The sequence below is a fragment of the Streptomyces varsoviensis genome, from assembly GCF_000718635.1.
Lineage (GTDB): Bacteria > Actinomycetota > Actinomycetes > Streptomycetales > Streptomycetaceae > Streptomyces > Streptomyces varsoviensis.
On the sequence record NZ_JOBF01000015.1, the window covers coordinates 39,519 to 55,722 of the forward strand.

A 16,204-nucleotide genomic window follows, 5' to 3' on the forward strand; every position below is an offset into this window, starting at 1 on the left:
CGGTGGCCCAGCACACAGGCGACGAGGGCGCGGCCGGTGACGCCGACGGCGCCTTTGAGGTGCTCGACCGCCCCCTGCCGGAGGCGGTGCGGCGCCGGGTCGTGGCCCTGGTCGCGGACGCCTTCGGCGGGCTGACCGTCTCCGAACTCCCGCCCCAGTTGCGGCAGTACGCCCGGTTCACCCCCAACCGCCGGGCCAAGTTCGCGGGCAACGCGATGGCCGCGGCGATCGAGAACGACGCCGTCTTCCGGCAGCGGATCGCGGCCCGGCTGCGCGAGGCGCAGCCGGAGCTGGCCGAGGCGCTGGACAACGGCGCGCCGCCGGCCGCCGCCGACCCGGTGGACGTGGCCGCGGTCGCCTATGTGATGCGGCCGGTGGGCTGGGCCAAGCTCGTCGCCGCGGCCGGCGAGGAGGCGCAGCGCGCCACGGCCGAGCGGGCGGGCGAGGAGGCGCAGCGGGAGCTGCGGCGGCTGCGCGAGGAGCTGGCGGAGGCGCGCGGGGCGGCCCGTACCGAGGTCGACCGCGTCCGCCAGGAGCTGGACGCGGCCCGTAAGGAGGCCGACGGCTATCAGCGCAAGCTGCGCAGCGCGGTGAGCGATGTGCGCCGCGGCGAGGCGGCCGTACGGAAGGCGGAGGCGGCGCTGGAGGCACTGCGGGCGTCGGCGGCGGCCGAGAAGACGGCGGCCGACAGCGAGGCGCGGCGGCTCAAGGCGCGGCTCGCCGAGGCCGAGTCGGCGCTGGAGGCGAGCCGGCGGGCGACCCGCGAGGGGCGCAGCGTCGAGGACATGCGGCTGCGGCTGCTGCTGGACACGGTGCTGGACGCCGCGCAGGGGCTGCGCCGCGAACTGGCGCTGCCGCCCGCCTCCGTACATCCGGCGGACACGGTGGAGGCCGTGGAGCCGGGGAAGATGACGCCGAAGGACATCGCGACGCGCGCGCTCTCCGAGATGGACCCGGCGCTGCTCGACCAGTTGCTGGCGCTGCCCCAGGCGCATCTGGTGGTGGACGGCTACAACGTCACCAAGACCGGCTATCCGACGATGCCGCTGGACAAGCAGCGGCTGCGGCTGCTGGGCGGGCTGGCGGTGCTGGCGGCGCAGACGGGCGCGGAGATGACGTGTGTCTTCGACGGCGCGGAGCTGGTCGCGCCGGTGCTGCTCGCGCCGCCGCGCGGGGTGCGGGTGCTGTTCAGCAAGCCGGGCGTGACCGCGGACGAGCTGATCCGGCAGCTCGTACGGGCCGAGCCGCCGGGCCGGCCGGTGGTGGTGGTCTCCACGGACCGCGAGGTGGCCGACGGCGTGGCGAAGGCCGGCGCGCGGCCGGTGGCATCGGCCCTGCTGCTGAAGCGACTTGCGCGCACCTGACTGTTTCATCCGAACAGTCGTCCCGCTATTAGTGCCTGAGCGTCAGTTAATCGTCACCGCGTGTGTGTTGTTGGTAAAAGATGTGCTCAGGGTGCAGATTTTGCCTATGAGGATTTGAACGGATCACAAGAAGGTCACTAGGGTCGGGCCTCGAACCTTCACGCGGTCGATCATCCATCCGGGATGACGGTGAAGGTCCCGCCGAATCCGTGCAGTTCACGCGGAGCCGGGGTCCTCCCCACCAGGCCCGGCAGGCGGTTGGAGGATGAAGGAGCTCGCCTTCGTGGCGTCCCACCGTCGACCCAAGCAAGCGAGCCGCACGCGGGTGACCGTACTCACCGCGACCGCAGCCGCAGCCGTCGCTCTCACGTCCCAGGCCGCACACGCCGACCCCAAGCCGGACAAGAAGGAAGTCAAGGCGAAGGTCGACGCGCTCTACGAGCAGGCGGAGCAGGCCACCGAGAAGTTCAACGGGGCCAAGGAGAAGCAGGACAAGCTGGAGAAGCAGGTCAGCGCCCAGCAGGACAAGGTCGCGCGCGGCCAGGAGGAGCTGAACAAGCTCCGCGACAGCCTCGGTTCGATGGCCACGGCGCAGTACCGTTCCGGCGGCATCGACCCCTCCGTGCAGTTGCTGCTCTCCTCCGACCCGGACACCTACCTCGACAAGGCGTCCACCCTCGACCAGCTCTCCACCAAGCAGGCCGACGCGCTCAAGCAGATCCGCGAGAAGCAGCGGACGCTCAAGCAGGAGCGCCAGGAGGCGACCGACAAGCTCGCCGACCTCGCGAACACCCGCAAGACGCTGGAGGAGAAGAAGAAGGAGGTCCAGGGCAAGCTGGCCGACGCCCAGCACCTCCTCAACACCCTGACTGCCAAGGAGAAGGAGGAGCTGCAGAAGCAGGAGAACGCGGGCTCGTCCTCCGACTCGCGCGCCGACCGGTCCGGCTCCGGCAGCCACGCCGACCTCGGTCACGACGTCCCCGACTCGCAGCGCGCCGCCGCCGCGCTGGCCGCCGCGAAGACCAAGCTCGGCTCCCCGTACGTGTGGGGCGCCACCGGTCCCAACTCCTTCGACTGCTCCGGGCTGACCTCCTGGGCGTACGCGCAGGCCAACATCCACCTCGACCGCACGTCGCAGGACCAGGCCAACAACGGCACGCGCCTGACGCGCAGTCAGCTCAAGCCGGGCGACCTGGTGCTGTTCAACTCCGGGCTGACCCACATCGGCCTGTACGCGGGCAACGGCCAGGTGCTGCACGCCCCCCACACCGGCGCGGTCGTGCGCTACGAGTCGATGGACAACATGCCCTTCCAGTTCGGCGTCCGCGTGGCCTGAAACCCCCCGCTGTACCGCCCGTTCGGGCGAATCGCGGCATTGACAGCCGACTGAGCGCCCCGCTGGTGACCTGCGTCTCCGGCGGGGCGTCGGTTTTGCCCCACGGCGCGTTCCGTGGACCCCGCGTGATCGCACGGCTACTGTCTGGCGCGCGGTTCCCCGGCATGTCGTACGCCCGTCCCCGGGCGGCAGGGGCCGCACACAGCGGAAGGAGTGCGGCTTCCAGTGGCGTCCCATCGCCGTCCCACGCAGTCCGGGCTCACCCAGGCCACCGTCATCTCCGTAGCCGTGGCCACCGCCGCGGCCGCGCTGGCGGTCACCCCGGCCGGAGCCGAGCCGAGGCACCCCGCGCCCACCCGGACCGTCAAGGCCCGCGTGGACCGGCTCTACGAGCAGGCCGAACGGGCCACCGAGCGGTTCAACGCCGCGGGGGAGCGCAGCCGGCACCTGCGCGGCCAGGTGGCGCGCATCCAGGACCGCGCGGCACGCGGCCAGGAGCGCGTCAACCGGATGCGCACGGCGCTCGGCGCCATCGCCGGCGCCCAGTACCGCTCCGGCGGCATCGACCCGAGCGTCGCCCTGCTGCTCTCCGCCGACCCGGACGGCTATCTGGAGAAGGCGGCCACCCTCGACCGCCTCTCGGGCCGCCAGGCCGGCCAACTGCGGGCGCTCCAAGGAGCCCAGCGCTCGCTGGCACAGGAACGCCTCGAAGCCTCCCGGCTCCTCGCCGACCTGGAGGCCAGCCGCCGGACGGTCCAGAGGCACAAACAGGAGGTCGAGCGGAAGCTCGCCGCCGCCCGCACGCTGCTCAACTCGCTGACCGACGCCCAGCGCCGCGCCTACGACCGGGCCTCGCGCTCCGGCGCCCGCCCCGCCTCGCTGCCGGACATCGCGGACGGCGCCGCCGCCTCCGGGCGGGCCGCCGCCGCGGTCGCCGCCGTACGGGCCGCGCTGGGGTCCCCGTACGTATGGGGCGCGTCGGGCCCCGGCTCCTTCGACTGCTCGGGGCTGATGCAGTGGGCGTACGGACGGGCCGGGGTGTCGCTGCCGCGCACCTCGCAGGCGCAGCGCGACGCGGGAGCGCACGTACCGGTGGGCCAGGCGCGCCCCGGCGACCTCGTCGTCTACCGCGACGACGCCAGCCACGTGGGCATGTACGTCGGCAACGGACAGGTGGTGCACGCCCCTTACCCCGGCGCGTCGGTCCGCTCCGACCCGGTCGGCATGATGCCGATCTCCTCCGTCACCCGGCCGTAGCCCCTGACGCCGCGGCCCCCTCGCCGCCCGCGGCGGAGGCGGGATCGTGACGGCGGGGACCGGGCCGCGCCGCCCGTACGATCGGGGAGTGGAGTTGCGGAGGCGGCGGGTCGGGCGGCGGACGGTGCTCTGCGCCGCGGTGGCGGCCCTCACGCTGCCGGGACTCGCCGGCTGCGGCTCCACCGGAGAGCACGCCCCCGGCACGGCGGGCGTGCAGCGGATGCTCGACCGGCGGGCCGCCGCGGTCCGGGAGCGGGACGAGACCACCTTTCTGGCCACCGTCGACCGGGACGCCACGGCGCTGCGCGCGCGGCAGCGGAAGGTGTTCGGCAACCTCGCCCAGGTGCCGCTGGCCTCCTGGGAGTACCGGGTGCGCGGCACGGGCGGCTTCACCCCGGCGGCGGGCGGCGGCAAGCGCCTCGCCGTCCGGGCCGACCTGCGCTACCGGCTCGCCGGGTACGACACCGCGCCCGTCACCGTCGAACGCGAGCTGACGCTGGCCGAGCGCGGCGGCCGGTGGTACGTGGCCGCGGAGGAGAGCGGCGGCGACCAGCTCTGGGACCAGGGCCCCGTCACCGTCGTACGGGGCGCGCACAGCCTGGTGATGGGCGTCGGCCAGGACCGCGCCAGGCTGCGGGCGCTCGCCGACGACGCCGACCGGGCCGTACCCGCCGTCGACGCGGCCTGGCGGGGCGCCTGGGCGCACCGGGTGGTGATCGAACTGCCCGCCTCCCTGGAGCGGATGGCCGGTCTGCTCAGCGCGCCCGCGGCCTCCTACAGCGGCATCGCCGCCGTCACCACCGGCGAGGTCGGCGGCGCGGGCGCGGCCCCCGCCGACCGGGTGATCGTCAACCCCGAGGCGTACGGCACCCTCGGCACGCTCGGCCGCCAGGTGGTGCTCACCCATGAGACCGCGCACGTGGCCACCCGCCCGTACACCTCGTCGGCCACGCCGCTGTGGCTCTCCGAGGGGTTCGCGGACTGGGCCGGCTACCGCGCCACCGACCGTACGGCCCGCGAGGCGGCCCCCGAACTCGCCCATGCCGTCGCCCGCGGCCAGCTCCCGGCACGGCTGCCGGCCGACGCCGACTTCGGCTTCACCGGCGAGGCGCGGCGGCTGGCCCGGGCGTACGAGGAGGGCTGGCTCGCCTGCCGCATGATCGCCGACAAGTGGGGCGACGCGAAGCTCGTCGAGCTCTACCGCGCGGTGGGCGCCGCCCGCCAACGGGACGGGGCCCTGGATGCGGCGCTGCACGACGTACTCGGCCTGGACACGGCGGAGTTCACGGCGCGCTGGCGCTCGTACACGAAGGCCGAACTGGGCTGAGCGGCGGGGGGCGCGTGCACCGGGCCGCGGGGAGGCCGGGGGACGCGCGGGGCGGGGGCGCGCCCGTCGGACGGCGGGCAGGTCAGGGGCCGAGTGGGGCGGGGCCCGGTCGTGGAGCACGGAAAGGTGAAGGGCCGGCGCGGTGGGGCCCGCTCGTGGCTCGCGGGGAGGTCAGGGGACCAGTGCGGCGGGGGTCCGGTCGTCGGGCCGGGGGAGGGGCGCGCGCTCGCGCGGCTCGGCGACCGTCTCGCGCCACAGCCGCCCGCACGCGATCACTGTCGCCGCCACCAGCAGGCCGTTGCGCAGCGCCAGCGGGACGACGCCCTGCCAGTCGCTGTGCGAGACGTGCGAGAACCAGACGGGGAATTCGAGCTGCGTCAGCGGGGCCGCGATCAGCACCAGGACCGCGGGCAGCCGCTGCCGGGTGGTCCGGGTCGTCAGACAGACGGCGGCCAGGCCGATCAGCCACACCACGTACTGCGGGCTGATGACCCGGCTGGTGGTGGTGAAGAGCAGGACCGCCGCGAACGCCGCGTCGAAGGGCGTACGCGCCGTGAAGCGTCTCGCCCGCAGCCGCCACAGCAGCAGCCCGCCGAAGGCGAGCACCGTCAGCGCCAGCGCGCACCGGCTGACCACCGCCACGTACGGGCCGATGAACTCCACCGAGCCGTAGGTGTACCGCACGTGGCCGCCCCACCCGAAGTGGCGGGCCATATGGAAGACGAGGGCGCCCAGCGACTCGACCTCGGTACCGCGGTCGCGTTGGAAGGTCAGGAAGGAGAACGCGCCCGGCATCGACGCCACGGCCAGCAGGGCGACGGCGAGGGCGGTCACGGCGGCCGCGCCCCACGCCGCGCGGGTGCGCCTGCCGCGCGCCACCCCGATGAGCAGCAGGACGGGCCAGACCTTCAGCAGCGCGCCGAAGCCGGCCAGCGCGCCCGCCGTACGCGGCAGGCGCGCGGCGACGAGCAGCGCGGCCACGGCGACCGCGGTGACCATCAGGTCGTAGCGGGCGTAGACGATCGGGCCGAGCAGCGGCAGCCCGGCGACCCACAGCCACGCGCCCGAGCCGCTGCGGCCCGCGCGCCGCCCCGCGACCAGCAGGGCGGCGAAGACGACCGCGTCCGTCAGGCAGGACAGCGCGAAGAACGCCGGGGCGTAGCCGAGGAACGGCAGCAGGCCGGGGGAGAGCACGGCCAGCGCGGCGGCCGGCGGGTACTGCCAGGTCACGTCGGTCTGCGGGAAGGTGCCGGAGCGCAGCACCTCGTACCAGCCGTGGTAGATGAACTGCACATCGAAGGCGACGTCCGAGCCGGGCAGCGGCCACACCCGGAACAGCTCCAGCAGCAGCACGGTCCGGGTCACGAGCCACGCGCCGCCGATGACCGCGATCTTGAGTTTCATCCCATTCCTCCGCATTCGGCCAGAAAGGCATGATGCCGTTCGCGGCGGCGCGGGACGGTGACGTGGCGGGGCGCGGCGCGGCTGCCGCCCGATCGCACCCGGTACTGTCACAGGCGATGGACAAGACCTTGATCGTCACCAACGACTTTCCGCCGCGCCCCGGCGGCATCCAGGCGTTCCTGCACAACATGGCGCTCCGCCTCGACCCCGAGCGGATCGTCGTCTACGCCTCCACCTGGAAGCGCGGGCGGGAAGGCACCGAGGCCACCGCGCGCTTCGACGCCGAGCAGCCGTTCCGCGTCGTGCGCGACCGGACGACGATGCTGCTGCCGACGCCGCGGGTGACGCGGCGGGCGGGCGAACTGCTGCGCGAACACGGCTGTACGTCCGTATGGTTCGGGGCCGCCGCGCCGCTCGGGCTGATGGCCCCCGCGCTCCGGGCGGCCGGCGCCAGGAAGCTGGTCGCCACCACCCACGGGCACGAGGCCGGCTGGGCGCAGTTGCCCGCCTCCCGGCAACTGCTGCGGCGCATCGGCGAAGGCACCGACACGATCACCTATCTGGGCGAGTACACCCGCTCCCGCATCGCCCCCGCGCTGACCCCCGCGGCCGCCGCCCGCATGGTCCAACTGCCGCCCGGCGTCGACGAGAAGACCTTCCACCCCGACTCCGGCGGCGCCGAGGTACGGTCCCGCCTCGGCCTCACCGACCGCCCCGTCGTCGTCTGCGTCTCCCGGCTCGTACCGCGCAAGGGCCAGGACACGCTGATCCAGGCCATGCCGCGGATTCTCGCCGCCGTCCCGGACGCCGTGCTGCTGATCGTCGGCGACGGGCCGTACGGGCGCGAGCTGCGCAAACTCGCCGCCGACAGCGGGGTCGCGGACGCCGTCCGCTTCACCGGCCCCGTGCCGTGGGCCGCCCTCCCCGCCCACCACGGCGCGGGCGACGTCTTCGCCATGCCGTGCCGCACGCGGCGGGGCGGGCTCGACGTCGAAGGACTCGGCATCGTCTACCTGGAGGCGTCCGCCACCGGGCTCCCCGTCGTCGCCGGAGACTCCGGCGGCGCGCCGGACGCCGTGCTCGACGGGGAGACGGGGTACGTGGTGCGAGGCGGCTCCCCCACCAGCGCCGCCGAGCGGATCATCGCCCTCCTGCGCGACGCCGATCTCCGGCGGCGGATGGGCGCGCGCGGGCGCGCCTGGGTGGAGGAGCGCTGGCGCTGGGACCAACTGGCCGACCGCCTCCAGTCTTTGCTGTAGCCGACGCCGATGCCCTCAATCGCCGGGCGGGCTCTGTCCTCAGGCGCCGGACGGGCTGGGCGGGCTCTGTCCTCAGGCGCCGGACGGGCTGGGCAGGCTTGTCCGCAGGCGCCGGACGGGCTACGGAACTTCTTCCTCAGGCGCCGGACGGGCTGGGCGGGCTTGTCCTCAGGCGCCGGACGGGCTACGGAACTTCTTCCTCAGGCGCCGGACGGGCTACGGAACTTCTTCCTCAAGCGCCGGACGGGCTGGGGGGCGTCCTCAATGTGGAACGTTCCGATCTGCCGTGTCCGGCCGGGTGTGCGCCGGGGGCGCGTTGTGACAAGCCGGCGCTGTTTCGAGCTTCCCCCTGGCTGCGTGCTCCCTGTTTCGGGCGGTGAGCCCTTGCGACTCTGTGCCGGAGGAAGGCGCGCGGCGAGGGAGGGCGGCGACCGGTGTTCGAGCGGGCAAAGAGCCACAGAGTCACGGCCTCGTCGACGGCCCTTGCCACGGCGCCTGGGGCGTTGCCGGGCCTCGGGCATGGCCTGCATCTGGCGCGTGACCCGCTGGCGTTCTTGTCGTCGCTGCCGGCGCACGGGGACCTGGTGTGGGTCGGCTTGGGCCCCCATCGGGTGCTCATGGTGTGCGATCCGGCCCTGACCCGCCAGGTGCTGTTGGATATGCGAACGTTCGACAAGGGAGGACCGTTCTTCGATCGCATCCGGGAGGTGGTCGGCAGCGGGGTCGGTACCTGTCCGGCCGATGAGCACGCGCGGTTGCGCCGCCAGTGCCAACCGGCCTTCCATCCGGACCGTATGCCCGCTTACGCCAGGCTGATGGCCGAGTCGGCCGCCCGGGTCACGGCCGGGTGGAAACACGGCGAAGTCATCGATGTCGCCCGGCAGACGGACCTGCTCGCCACGCACACCCTGGTACGGGCGATGTTCTCCGCCTCGCAGGACGGGCGACTGCACGACGAGGCGATCGAGGACGTCACCGTCGTGCTGCGGGGCATCCTGCGACGGATGTTCCTGCCCGAGGCGGTGAACCGGGCCCCGGTGCCGGCCAACCGGCGCTACGAGCGGTCCCTGCGCCGGCTTCGCGTTCGCATGGGGGCGATCATCGAGGCTCGCCGGGCCGATCCGACTGACCGCGGAGACCTGCTGTCCACGCTCCTCGGAGCGCCCGGCCCCGCCGGCCCCGATGGCCGCCCGGCCCCGGCCGAGCACGAAGTGGCCGCCCAGTTGATGACCTTCTTCATCGCCGGCACTCGTACCACCGCGGCTACGCTGGCCTGGGCCCTGTACGTGCTGGCCGCCGACCCCTTGGAGCAGGCCCGCGTCCAGGAGGAAACCGACCGGGCGTCGGCCGCCGAGGAGACGGCCGGATGGACGTCCCCGTCCGAGTTCGCCGCCATCGAACGGATCATCACCGAGACCCTGCGGCTGTTCTCCCCGGGCTGGCTGATGACGCGCCTGGTCACCCGCGACACTGCCCTGGGCGGCGTCCCGGTCGCGGCAGGGACGATGATCGCCGTCAGTCCCTGGATCATCCACCACCGCCCGGACCTGTACCCGCACCCGGAACGTTTCGATCCCTCCCGCTGGAGCGAACCGCCCGCCCGGGAGGCGTTCCTTCCCTTCGGCGCCGGGGCGCGCAAGTGCATCGGTGACCGCTTCGCCGTCACCCAGGTCTCGGTAGCCCTCGCCCATATCACTTCGCGATGGCACCTGGTGCCGGCCGGTCGGCCGCCCCGGATCACGCCGGGGGCGGCCCTGTTCCCCCGCGGCATGCGCCTGCAGGTCCGGGCCCGCGACACCGCCCCTCGTGGGTGACCTCGTGCACGACCTCTGGCACCCGCCCGACGCCCAGTCGGTCCGAGAAGAGGTGGAGGCACATCTGCGGTCCTTGGTCGCCGACCAGGCCCCGCAACCGGGCACGCGCGAACCCGCGGCGCCGCCACGCCTGCTGCGGGTACTGACCGACTACCTGTTCCCGGGCGGCAAGCGACTGCGCCCCCTGCTGTGCGTCACAGGATGGCGCGCGGCCGGCGGCCGCGGCCGCCCCGGGGCGCTGACCACTGCTGCGCGAGCGCGCCCGCGCTGCCGCCGGTCACACCGCTTTCCACCCCGCCACGACCGTGGAACTGCGCGGCTGGGCCGAACACCTGACAGCGTCGGCCGACCACGGCCGGCACCGAGAAGACGACGCCGGGGGACCTTCCCGATGACCAGCGCCCGCTTCGTCCTACCCGACCTGCCCTGCCCCTTCGCCTCGAACTTCACCCGCCGTGCCCATCCCCACGCCGAAGCCGCCGAGCAGGACGTCCTGGCGTTGCTGCGCGCCCGCCCGATGCCACCCGGCCTTCGGGACGCACTGGCCGGAATCCGGCTCGGCGAGTTCACCGGCAGGCTTCACCCCACCGCCTCTCCGGAAGGGCTGCGCCTGCTCATGCTGAACAGCGTCATGTTCAGCCTGCACGACGACTGGGCCGGCGAACCGGCGACGAACGGACAACCGCGCCCGGCAGCCGAACTCACCGCAGCCCACGACCGCACGCTCGAAGTCCTCGACGGCGCTCCCCTCACCCCTGGCGACATCTCCCTCGCCCACCTGGCCGCGCTCCTCGCCCAGTCACTGCGGCGCTCGGGCCCCTCCCCCCACGCCGCGCGCTACCGCACCGCACTGCGCGACTATCTACGTGCCCACCTGTGGGAAGTCGACCTGCGACGCCACCACCGCACACCCTCCCTCGGCGAGTACCGGCACCTTCGGCCCCACCTCCTGGGCATCCGGCCGCTGACCGCCCTCCTGCCCCTGGCCACCAACACACCGGTCCCCTCCGCCCTCCTGGACCACCCTGTCGTCCGTACCCTGCGCCGCATCCTGGCCTACCACCACGTCCTGGTGAACGACCTCTACTCCTTCGCCAAGGAACTGCGGACCGAACAGCCGGTCAACATCATCCTGGTGCTCCGCGCGGAGCAGGGACTGACCCAGCAGCAGGCCATCGACGCCACCGCCCGCGCGCTGGCCGAAGAACAGCAGGCCTACCTCCATCTGAAGTCCTCGCTGCCCCGCACAGGGCTGGACCACCCGGCACTGTTGAGACACCTCGGCGACCTCGAAGCCCTCGCGGCCGACGCGATCGCCTGGCACGCCGCAGCCCCCCGCTACGGCCACCCTCCACTGGACAGCGAGGCCGGCCCGTGAGCACCGCCCACGACAAAGCGCTGCACCGCCTGTGCGGCCTGGTCGGCGAACTCGGCACCGACGGCGGCACCCTCACCCCCGCGGTGTACGACACCGCCCGCATCGCCACCCTGCTGCCTTCCCGCCGGCACACCGACGGGATCCTCGACTGGCTCGCCTCCCGGCAGCGGGCCGACGGCGGCTGGGGCGCCCCGCGGATACCGCACGCCCGGGACCTGCCCACGCTCGCCGCCATCCTTGCCCTCCACCGCAGCCCGGCCCACCGTGCCGCCGCGCGCTACGGCGCGGACTTCCTGCGCCGGCACGCCCCACGGCACTGGGGCGGCCCGCCCGGACAGGACATCCCCGTCGGCCTGGAACTCCTCCTGCCCCCACTCCTGGACGAAGCCCGCGCCGCCCGCCTCCCCCTCCCCGACGCCCCATACGAAGCGCTGCGCGCGCTCAACGAACACCGGCGCCATCTCCTTCGCCGCCGAGCGCCGCACGCTCCCGGCACCGCGCCCGTCCACTCCTGGGAAGGCTGGGGCACCACCATCCACAGCCTGCCCGTCGACGGCAGCGGCAGCATCGGCCACAGCCCCGCCGCCACCGCGACAGCCCTGGCACAAGCCGCCGACCACCCCCTGGCCGACCGTCTGGAGGACTACCTCGCGCGAGCCGCCGGCTCCGCGCGCCCGCCCCTGCTGCCCACGGTCTGGCCCATCGACAACTTCGAACGCGTCTGGGGTCTCCACGCCCTCGCCCTGGCCGGGCTGCTCCACCACCGGCTGCTCGCCGACGTCTGCGCCCGGCACCTCGACCTCCTCCAGCGATCCCTGACCCCCGAAGGCATGGGGATGAGCGACCACTTCACGGCCGACGGCGACATCACCGCCACCGCGACCGCCGTCCTCGCACTGGCCGGCCGCCCGGCCGGCATCGCTGCGGTCGACCGCTTCCGGCACCGGGACCACTACCGCACCTACCCCCACGAACTCCAGACCTCGCTGACCACCACGGCCCACGCCCTCCACACCCACGCCCTCCACACGGCACCCGGACACCTGAGAAGCGGACGGCCCGAATCCGTCCTCCAGTTCATCCGCGAGCGCCAGCACCGTGACGGGCGGTGGAGCGGCGACAAGTGGCACACCTCCTGGATCTACACCACCGCCCAGATCATCACCGCCCTGCCCGCCGGCCCAGCCGTCCAGCACGGCGTCCAGGCCCTCCTGCGCGCCCAGCGAACGGACGGAGGCTGGGGAGCCGGCGGGCAGGCGACCGCAGGCGAAACCGGATACGCCGTCCTCGCCCTCCACACCGCCGCCCGCCACGAGCCCCTCACCACCACAGCCCTCCACCGCGCCGCCGACTGGCTCAGCCACTGGCAGGAGACCCGACAACCATGCGACTGCCGCCTCTGGACCGGCAAAGAGCCCTACTGCCCCACCCGCGTCGACCAGACCGTCGCCCTCGCGGCCCTCGCCACCCCACCCGCCCGGGCCACCTGACTCCGAACTCCGAACTCCGAACGCTGGGCCCGGTCAGGCCGTCCGGTGATTGGGGGCGTCGGGGGCGTAGAGGGAGTCGATGTCGGTGGCGAAGTCCTTGGCCACTACTCCGCGCTTCAGCTTCAGGGAAGGGGTGATGTGGCCCGATTCTTCGGTGAATTGGGCCGGGAGGACCCGGAACTTGCGTACGGACTCGGCCTTGGAGACGGCGGCGTTCCCGTCGTCGACGGCCTTTTGGACGTCGGCGAGGAGTTCGGGGTCGGAGGCGAGATCGGACGGCGTCAGGCCGGCCGGACGGCCGTGCTCGGCGAGCCAGCGCGGCAGGAACTCCTCGTCCAGGGTGATGAGCGCGCCCACGAAGGGGCGCCCGTCGCCGACGACCATGCATTCGGCGACGAGCGCGTGCGCCCGGACGCGGTCCTCGATGACGGCGGGGGCGACGTTCTTGCCGCCGGCCGTCACGATGATCTCCTTCTTCCGGCCGGTGATCGACAGGTAGCCCTCCTCGTCGATGGTGCCGAGGTCCCCGGTGTGGAACCAGCCGTCGGCGAGCGCCTCGGCGGTGGCCGCCTCGTTGTTCCAGTAGCCGGTGAACAGGTGCTCGCCGTGGAGCAGCACCTCGCCGTCGTCGGCGATGCGGACGACGGAGCCGGGCAGCGGCTGCCCGACCGTGCCGATCTTCTGCCGGTCCCAGGGGTTGAAGGCGCTCGCCGCGCACGTCTCGGTGAGCCCGTACCCCTCCAGGACCGCGAAGCCGATGCCGCGGTAGAAGTGGCCGAGCCGTTCGCCGAGCGGCGCGCCGCCGGAGATGGCGTGGGTGGCGCGGCCGCCGAGTACGGCGCGGAGCTTGCGGTAGACCAGCCGGTCGAAGATCTTGTGTCTGAGGCGGAGGCCCAGCGCGGGGCCCTGCGGGGTGTCGAGGGCGCGGCTGTAGGCGACGGCCGTCTCGGTGGCGCGGTCGAAGATCTTGCCCTTGCCGTCGGCCTGGGCCTTGGCCCGCGCCCCGTTGTAGACCTTCTCGAAGACCCGCGGCACGCCGAGGATCAGCGTGGGCCGGAAGGCGGCCAGTTCGTCGGTGAGGTGCTTGACGTCGCTGACGTGTCCCAGCTTGATCGGGGCCATCACCGCGGCGAGCTCCACCAGCCGGCCGAAGACGTGCGCGATCGGCAGGAACAGCAGGATCGCCGACTCGCCCGTGGTGAACAGCGGCTTCAGCCGCTCCACGACGTTGCCGACCTCGGCGAAGAAGCTGCGGTGGGTCAGGACGCACCCCTTGGGGCGGCCGGTGGTGCCCGAGGTGTAGACGATGGTCGCGGGGGAGTCGGCGACGGCGAGGGCGCTGCGCTTGTCGACGACGGCGTCGGTGAGCCCTTCGCCGGCGCTGCGCAGCCGCCCGATGGCGTCGCGTTCGAGCTGCCAGATGTTCTTGAGCTCCGGCAGCCGGTCGCGTACGGACTCCACGGCGGCCTCGTGCGCGGGGGTCTCCACCAGGATGGCGACGGCCCCGGAGTCGCCGAGGATCCACTGGATCTGTTCGGGCGAGCTGGTCTCGTAGACGGGGACGGTGACGCCGCCCGCGCTCCAGACGGCGAAGTCCAGCAGCGTCCACTCGTACCGGGTGCGGGACATCAGCCCGACCCGGTCGCCCGGCCGCACCCCGGAGGCGATCAGTCCCTTGGCGGCGGCGCGGACCTCGGCGAGGAAGGCGGCGGCGGTCACGTCCTGCCAGCGGCCGTCGACCTTGCGGCCGATGACCGCCACGTCCGGGCGCTGCGCGGCGTTGCGGCGGATCAGATCCGTCAGGTTGCCGTCCGCGGGGACCTCGTACAGGGCCGGAAGGCTGAACTCGCGCAAGACTGCTGCTCCTCGTCGGGCGCCGGCGCCGCTACGTCGTCGGGGAGCGTCGCGCCGGCTGCGGTCCATGTCAGGCAAGGATTGGACGGCCCGGACGTTACCCACCGGTATGGCCAGGGGATAGGGGGTGCCGTCCAGATGTTCGTTGCGTCACACGAGGCGCCGTATGACATGGGACTGGTCCTGGCAGACTAGTCCCTCCTTCCGGTGACCGGGAAGTAACCGCAGGTCGGGGACCTTCCGGCGGCGACGACATTCGGCCTAGGGTGATCCGTATGCGAGTCCATGTGGTCAGTGATGTGCACGGCAACAGCACGGATCTCGCCAGGGCGGGCGACGGCGCCGACGCGCTGGTCTGCCTGGGCGATCTCATCCTGTTCCTCGACTACGCCGACCACTCCCGCGGCATCTTCCCGGACCTCTTCGGCGTGGCCAACGCCGACCGGCTCGTCGAGCTGCGCACCGCCCGCCGCTTCGACGAGGCCCGCGAGCTGGGCCGCCGGCTCTGGGACGGGATCGACCGCGAGAGCGCCATCGAGACCGCCGTGCGCAAGCAGTACGCGGAGCTGTTCGCCGCCCTGCCCACGCCCACCTACGCGACGTACGGCAATGTCGACATCCCCCGGCTCTGGCCGGAATACGCGGGCCCCGGCACCACCGTGCTCGACGGCGAGCGGGTCGAGATCGGCGGCCGGGTCTTCGGCTTCGTCGGCGGCGGACTGCCCTCGCCGATGCGCACCCCGTACGAGGTCGACTGGGACGCGTACGCCGCGAAGGTCGCCGCCCTCGGCGAGGTCGACGTGCTCTGTTCGCACATCCCGCCCGAGGTGCCGGAGCTCTGCTACGACACCGTCGCGCGCCGCTTCGAGCGCGGCAGCTCGGCCCTCCTCGACGCCATCCGCGAACTGCGCCCGGCCTACTCCCTCTTCGGCCACGTCCATCAGCCGCTGGCCCGCCGGATGCGCATCGGGGCGACAGAATGCGTCAATGTCGGTCACTTCGCGTCCACGGGCAGGCCGTGGGCCTTGCAATGGTGACTTGCAATGGTGAATCGGGGCACTTCTAGGGAGAAGGCGCGGAGGCGCGGGCCCGCGGCCGGCGGTCCGGCCGGGCGAGGGCGGGGGCCGGCCGTCACGCCGAGTCGAGGTGCGGTCTGCCGTTCGACCGGCGCGCGGTAGCCTTCACCGGCAGGCACACCAGGCGGCGGACCGGTACGGAGGAGCCACGGAGATGGCGGAACACACCAGCTCAAGCATCACGATCGAGGCGGCCCCGAACGAGGTCATGGCGGTGATCGCCGACTTCGACCGCTATCCGGAGTGGACCGGGGAGGTCAAGGAGGCCGAGGTGCTGGCCAAGGACGACCAGGGGCGCGCCGCCCAGGTCCGCCTCGTCCTCGACGCCGGCGCGATCAAGGACGACCACGTCCTCGCCTACACCTGGGACGACTCCGGCGCCATGGTGAGCTGGTCGCTGGTCAAGTCCCAGATGCTGCGCCAGCTCGATGGCTCGTACAGCCTGGCCCCGGCCGCCGGAGGCAAGCACACCGAGGTGACGTACCAGCTCACCGTCGACGTCAAGATCCCCATGCTCGGCATGATCAAGCGCAAGGCCGAGAAGGTCGTCATCGACCGCGCGCTGGCCGGACTCAAGAAACGCGTCGAGGGCGGCGGGGCGCCCGGTACCGCCGCGAAGTAACGCCGCCAGGCCCCCCACCGGGC

Annotated in this window: 12 protein-coding genes; 10 read left to right on the top strand and 2 right to left on the bottom strand. The window is 73.3% G+C overall.

Annotation, left to right across the window (positions count from 1 at the left end):
- Nucleotides 1-2 precede the first annotated feature (2 nt).
- From IF55_RS22180 to IF55_RS22195, 4 genes are all read left to right on the top strand, one after another.
- Nucleotides 3-1,364, top strand: coding sequence for an NYN domain-containing protein (locus tag IF55_RS22180; RefSeq protein ID WP_030883727.1), 1,362 nt, complete (start codon nucleotides 3-5; stop codon nucleotides 1,362-1,364).
- Between the two features lie 283 nt (nucleotides 1,365-1,647).
- Complete coding sequence (locus IF55_RS22185; protein WP_030883724.1) at nucleotides 1,648-2,700, top strand: C40 family peptidase; 1,053 nt, start codon at nucleotides 1,648-1,650, stop codon at nucleotides 2,698-2,700.
- A gap of 225 nt (nucleotides 2,701-2,925) precedes the next feature.
- The gene (locus IF55_RS22190) at nucleotides 2,926-3,957 is read left to right on the top strand and encodes a C40 family peptidase (protein WP_030883721.1); all 1,032 of its coding nucleotides are present in this window, start codon (nucleotides 2,926-2,928) and stop codon (nucleotides 3,955-3,957) included.
- Between the two features lie 88 nt (nucleotides 3,958-4,045).
- Entirely contained in the window at nucleotides 4,046-5,284 is a 1,239-nt protein-coding gene (locus IF55_RS22195; protein ID WP_030883718.1) for a hypothetical protein, read from the top strand.
- 171 nt (nucleotides 5,285-5,455) lie between these two features.
- Here IF55_RS22195 and IF55_RS22200 read toward each other — a convergent pair whose 3' ends face one another.
- On the bottom strand, nucleotides 5,456-6,688 hold the full coding sequence (locus tag IF55_RS22200) for a glycosyltransferase family 87 protein (protein ID WP_051776167.1): 1,233 nt from the start codon (nucleotides 6,686-6,688) through the stop codon (nucleotides 5,456-5,458).
- 116 nt (nucleotides 6,689-6,804) lie between these two features.
- Here IF55_RS22200 and IF55_RS22205 point away from each other — a divergent pair, with 116 nt between their 5' ends.
- The 4 genes from IF55_RS22205 (at nucleotide 6,805) to IF55_RS22220 (ending at nucleotide 12,629) form a co-directional block, all read left to right on the top strand.
- The gene (locus tag IF55_RS22205) at nucleotides 6,805-7,947 is read left to right on the top strand and encodes a glycosyltransferase family 4 protein (protein WP_030883711.1); all 1,143 of its coding nucleotides are present in this window, start codon (nucleotides 6,805-6,807) and stop codon (nucleotides 7,945-7,947) included.
- Between the two features lie 434 nt (nucleotides 7,948-8,381).
- The gene (locus IF55_RS22210) at nucleotides 8,382-9,761 is read left to right on the top strand and encodes a cytochrome P450 (protein WP_048832310.1); all 1,380 of its coding nucleotides are present in this window, start codon (nucleotides 8,382-8,384) and stop codon (nucleotides 9,759-9,761) included.
- A gap of 391 nt (nucleotides 9,762-10,152) precedes the next feature.
- Nucleotides 10,153-11,139 (top strand): terpene synthase family protein, encoded by a 987-nt coding sequence (locus tag IF55_RS22215; RefSeq protein ID WP_048832311.1) that lies wholly within the window; start codon nucleotides 10,153-10,155, stop codon nucleotides 11,137-11,139.
- A complete protein-coding gene (locus IF55_RS22220) occupies nucleotides 11,136-12,629 on the top strand; it encodes a prenyltransferase/squalene oxidase repeat-containing protein (protein ID WP_030883699.1) in 1,494 nt (497 codons plus the stop codon). The genes IF55_RS22215 and IF55_RS22220 overlap by 4 nt, the downstream gene beginning before the upstream one ends.
- Nucleotides 12,630-12,662: 33 nt before the next feature.
- Here the strand turns inward: IF55_RS22220 and IF55_RS22225 are convergent, their stop codons facing one another.
- A complete protein-coding gene (locus tag IF55_RS22225; protein ID WP_030883697.1) occupies nucleotides 12,663-14,483 on the bottom strand; it encodes an AMP-dependent synthetase/ligase in 1,821 nt (606 codons plus the stop codon).
- A gap of 275 nt (nucleotides 14,484-14,758) precedes the next feature.
- On the opposite strand from IF55_RS22225, the gene IF55_RS22230 reads away from it, so the two are divergent.
- Nucleotides 14,759-15,520 (top strand): metallophosphoesterase family protein, encoded by a 762-nt coding sequence (locus IF55_RS22230; protein ID WP_030883694.1) that lies wholly within the window; start codon nucleotides 14,759-14,761, stop codon nucleotides 15,518-15,520.
- Between the two features lie 193 nt (nucleotides 15,521-15,713).
- Complete coding sequence (locus IF55_RS22235) at nucleotides 15,714-16,181, top strand: SRPBCC family protein (RefSeq protein WP_030883692.1); 468 nt, start codon at nucleotides 15,714-15,716, stop codon at nucleotides 16,179-16,181.
- The last annotated feature ends 23 nt before the right edge of the window (nucleotides 16,182-16,204 follow it).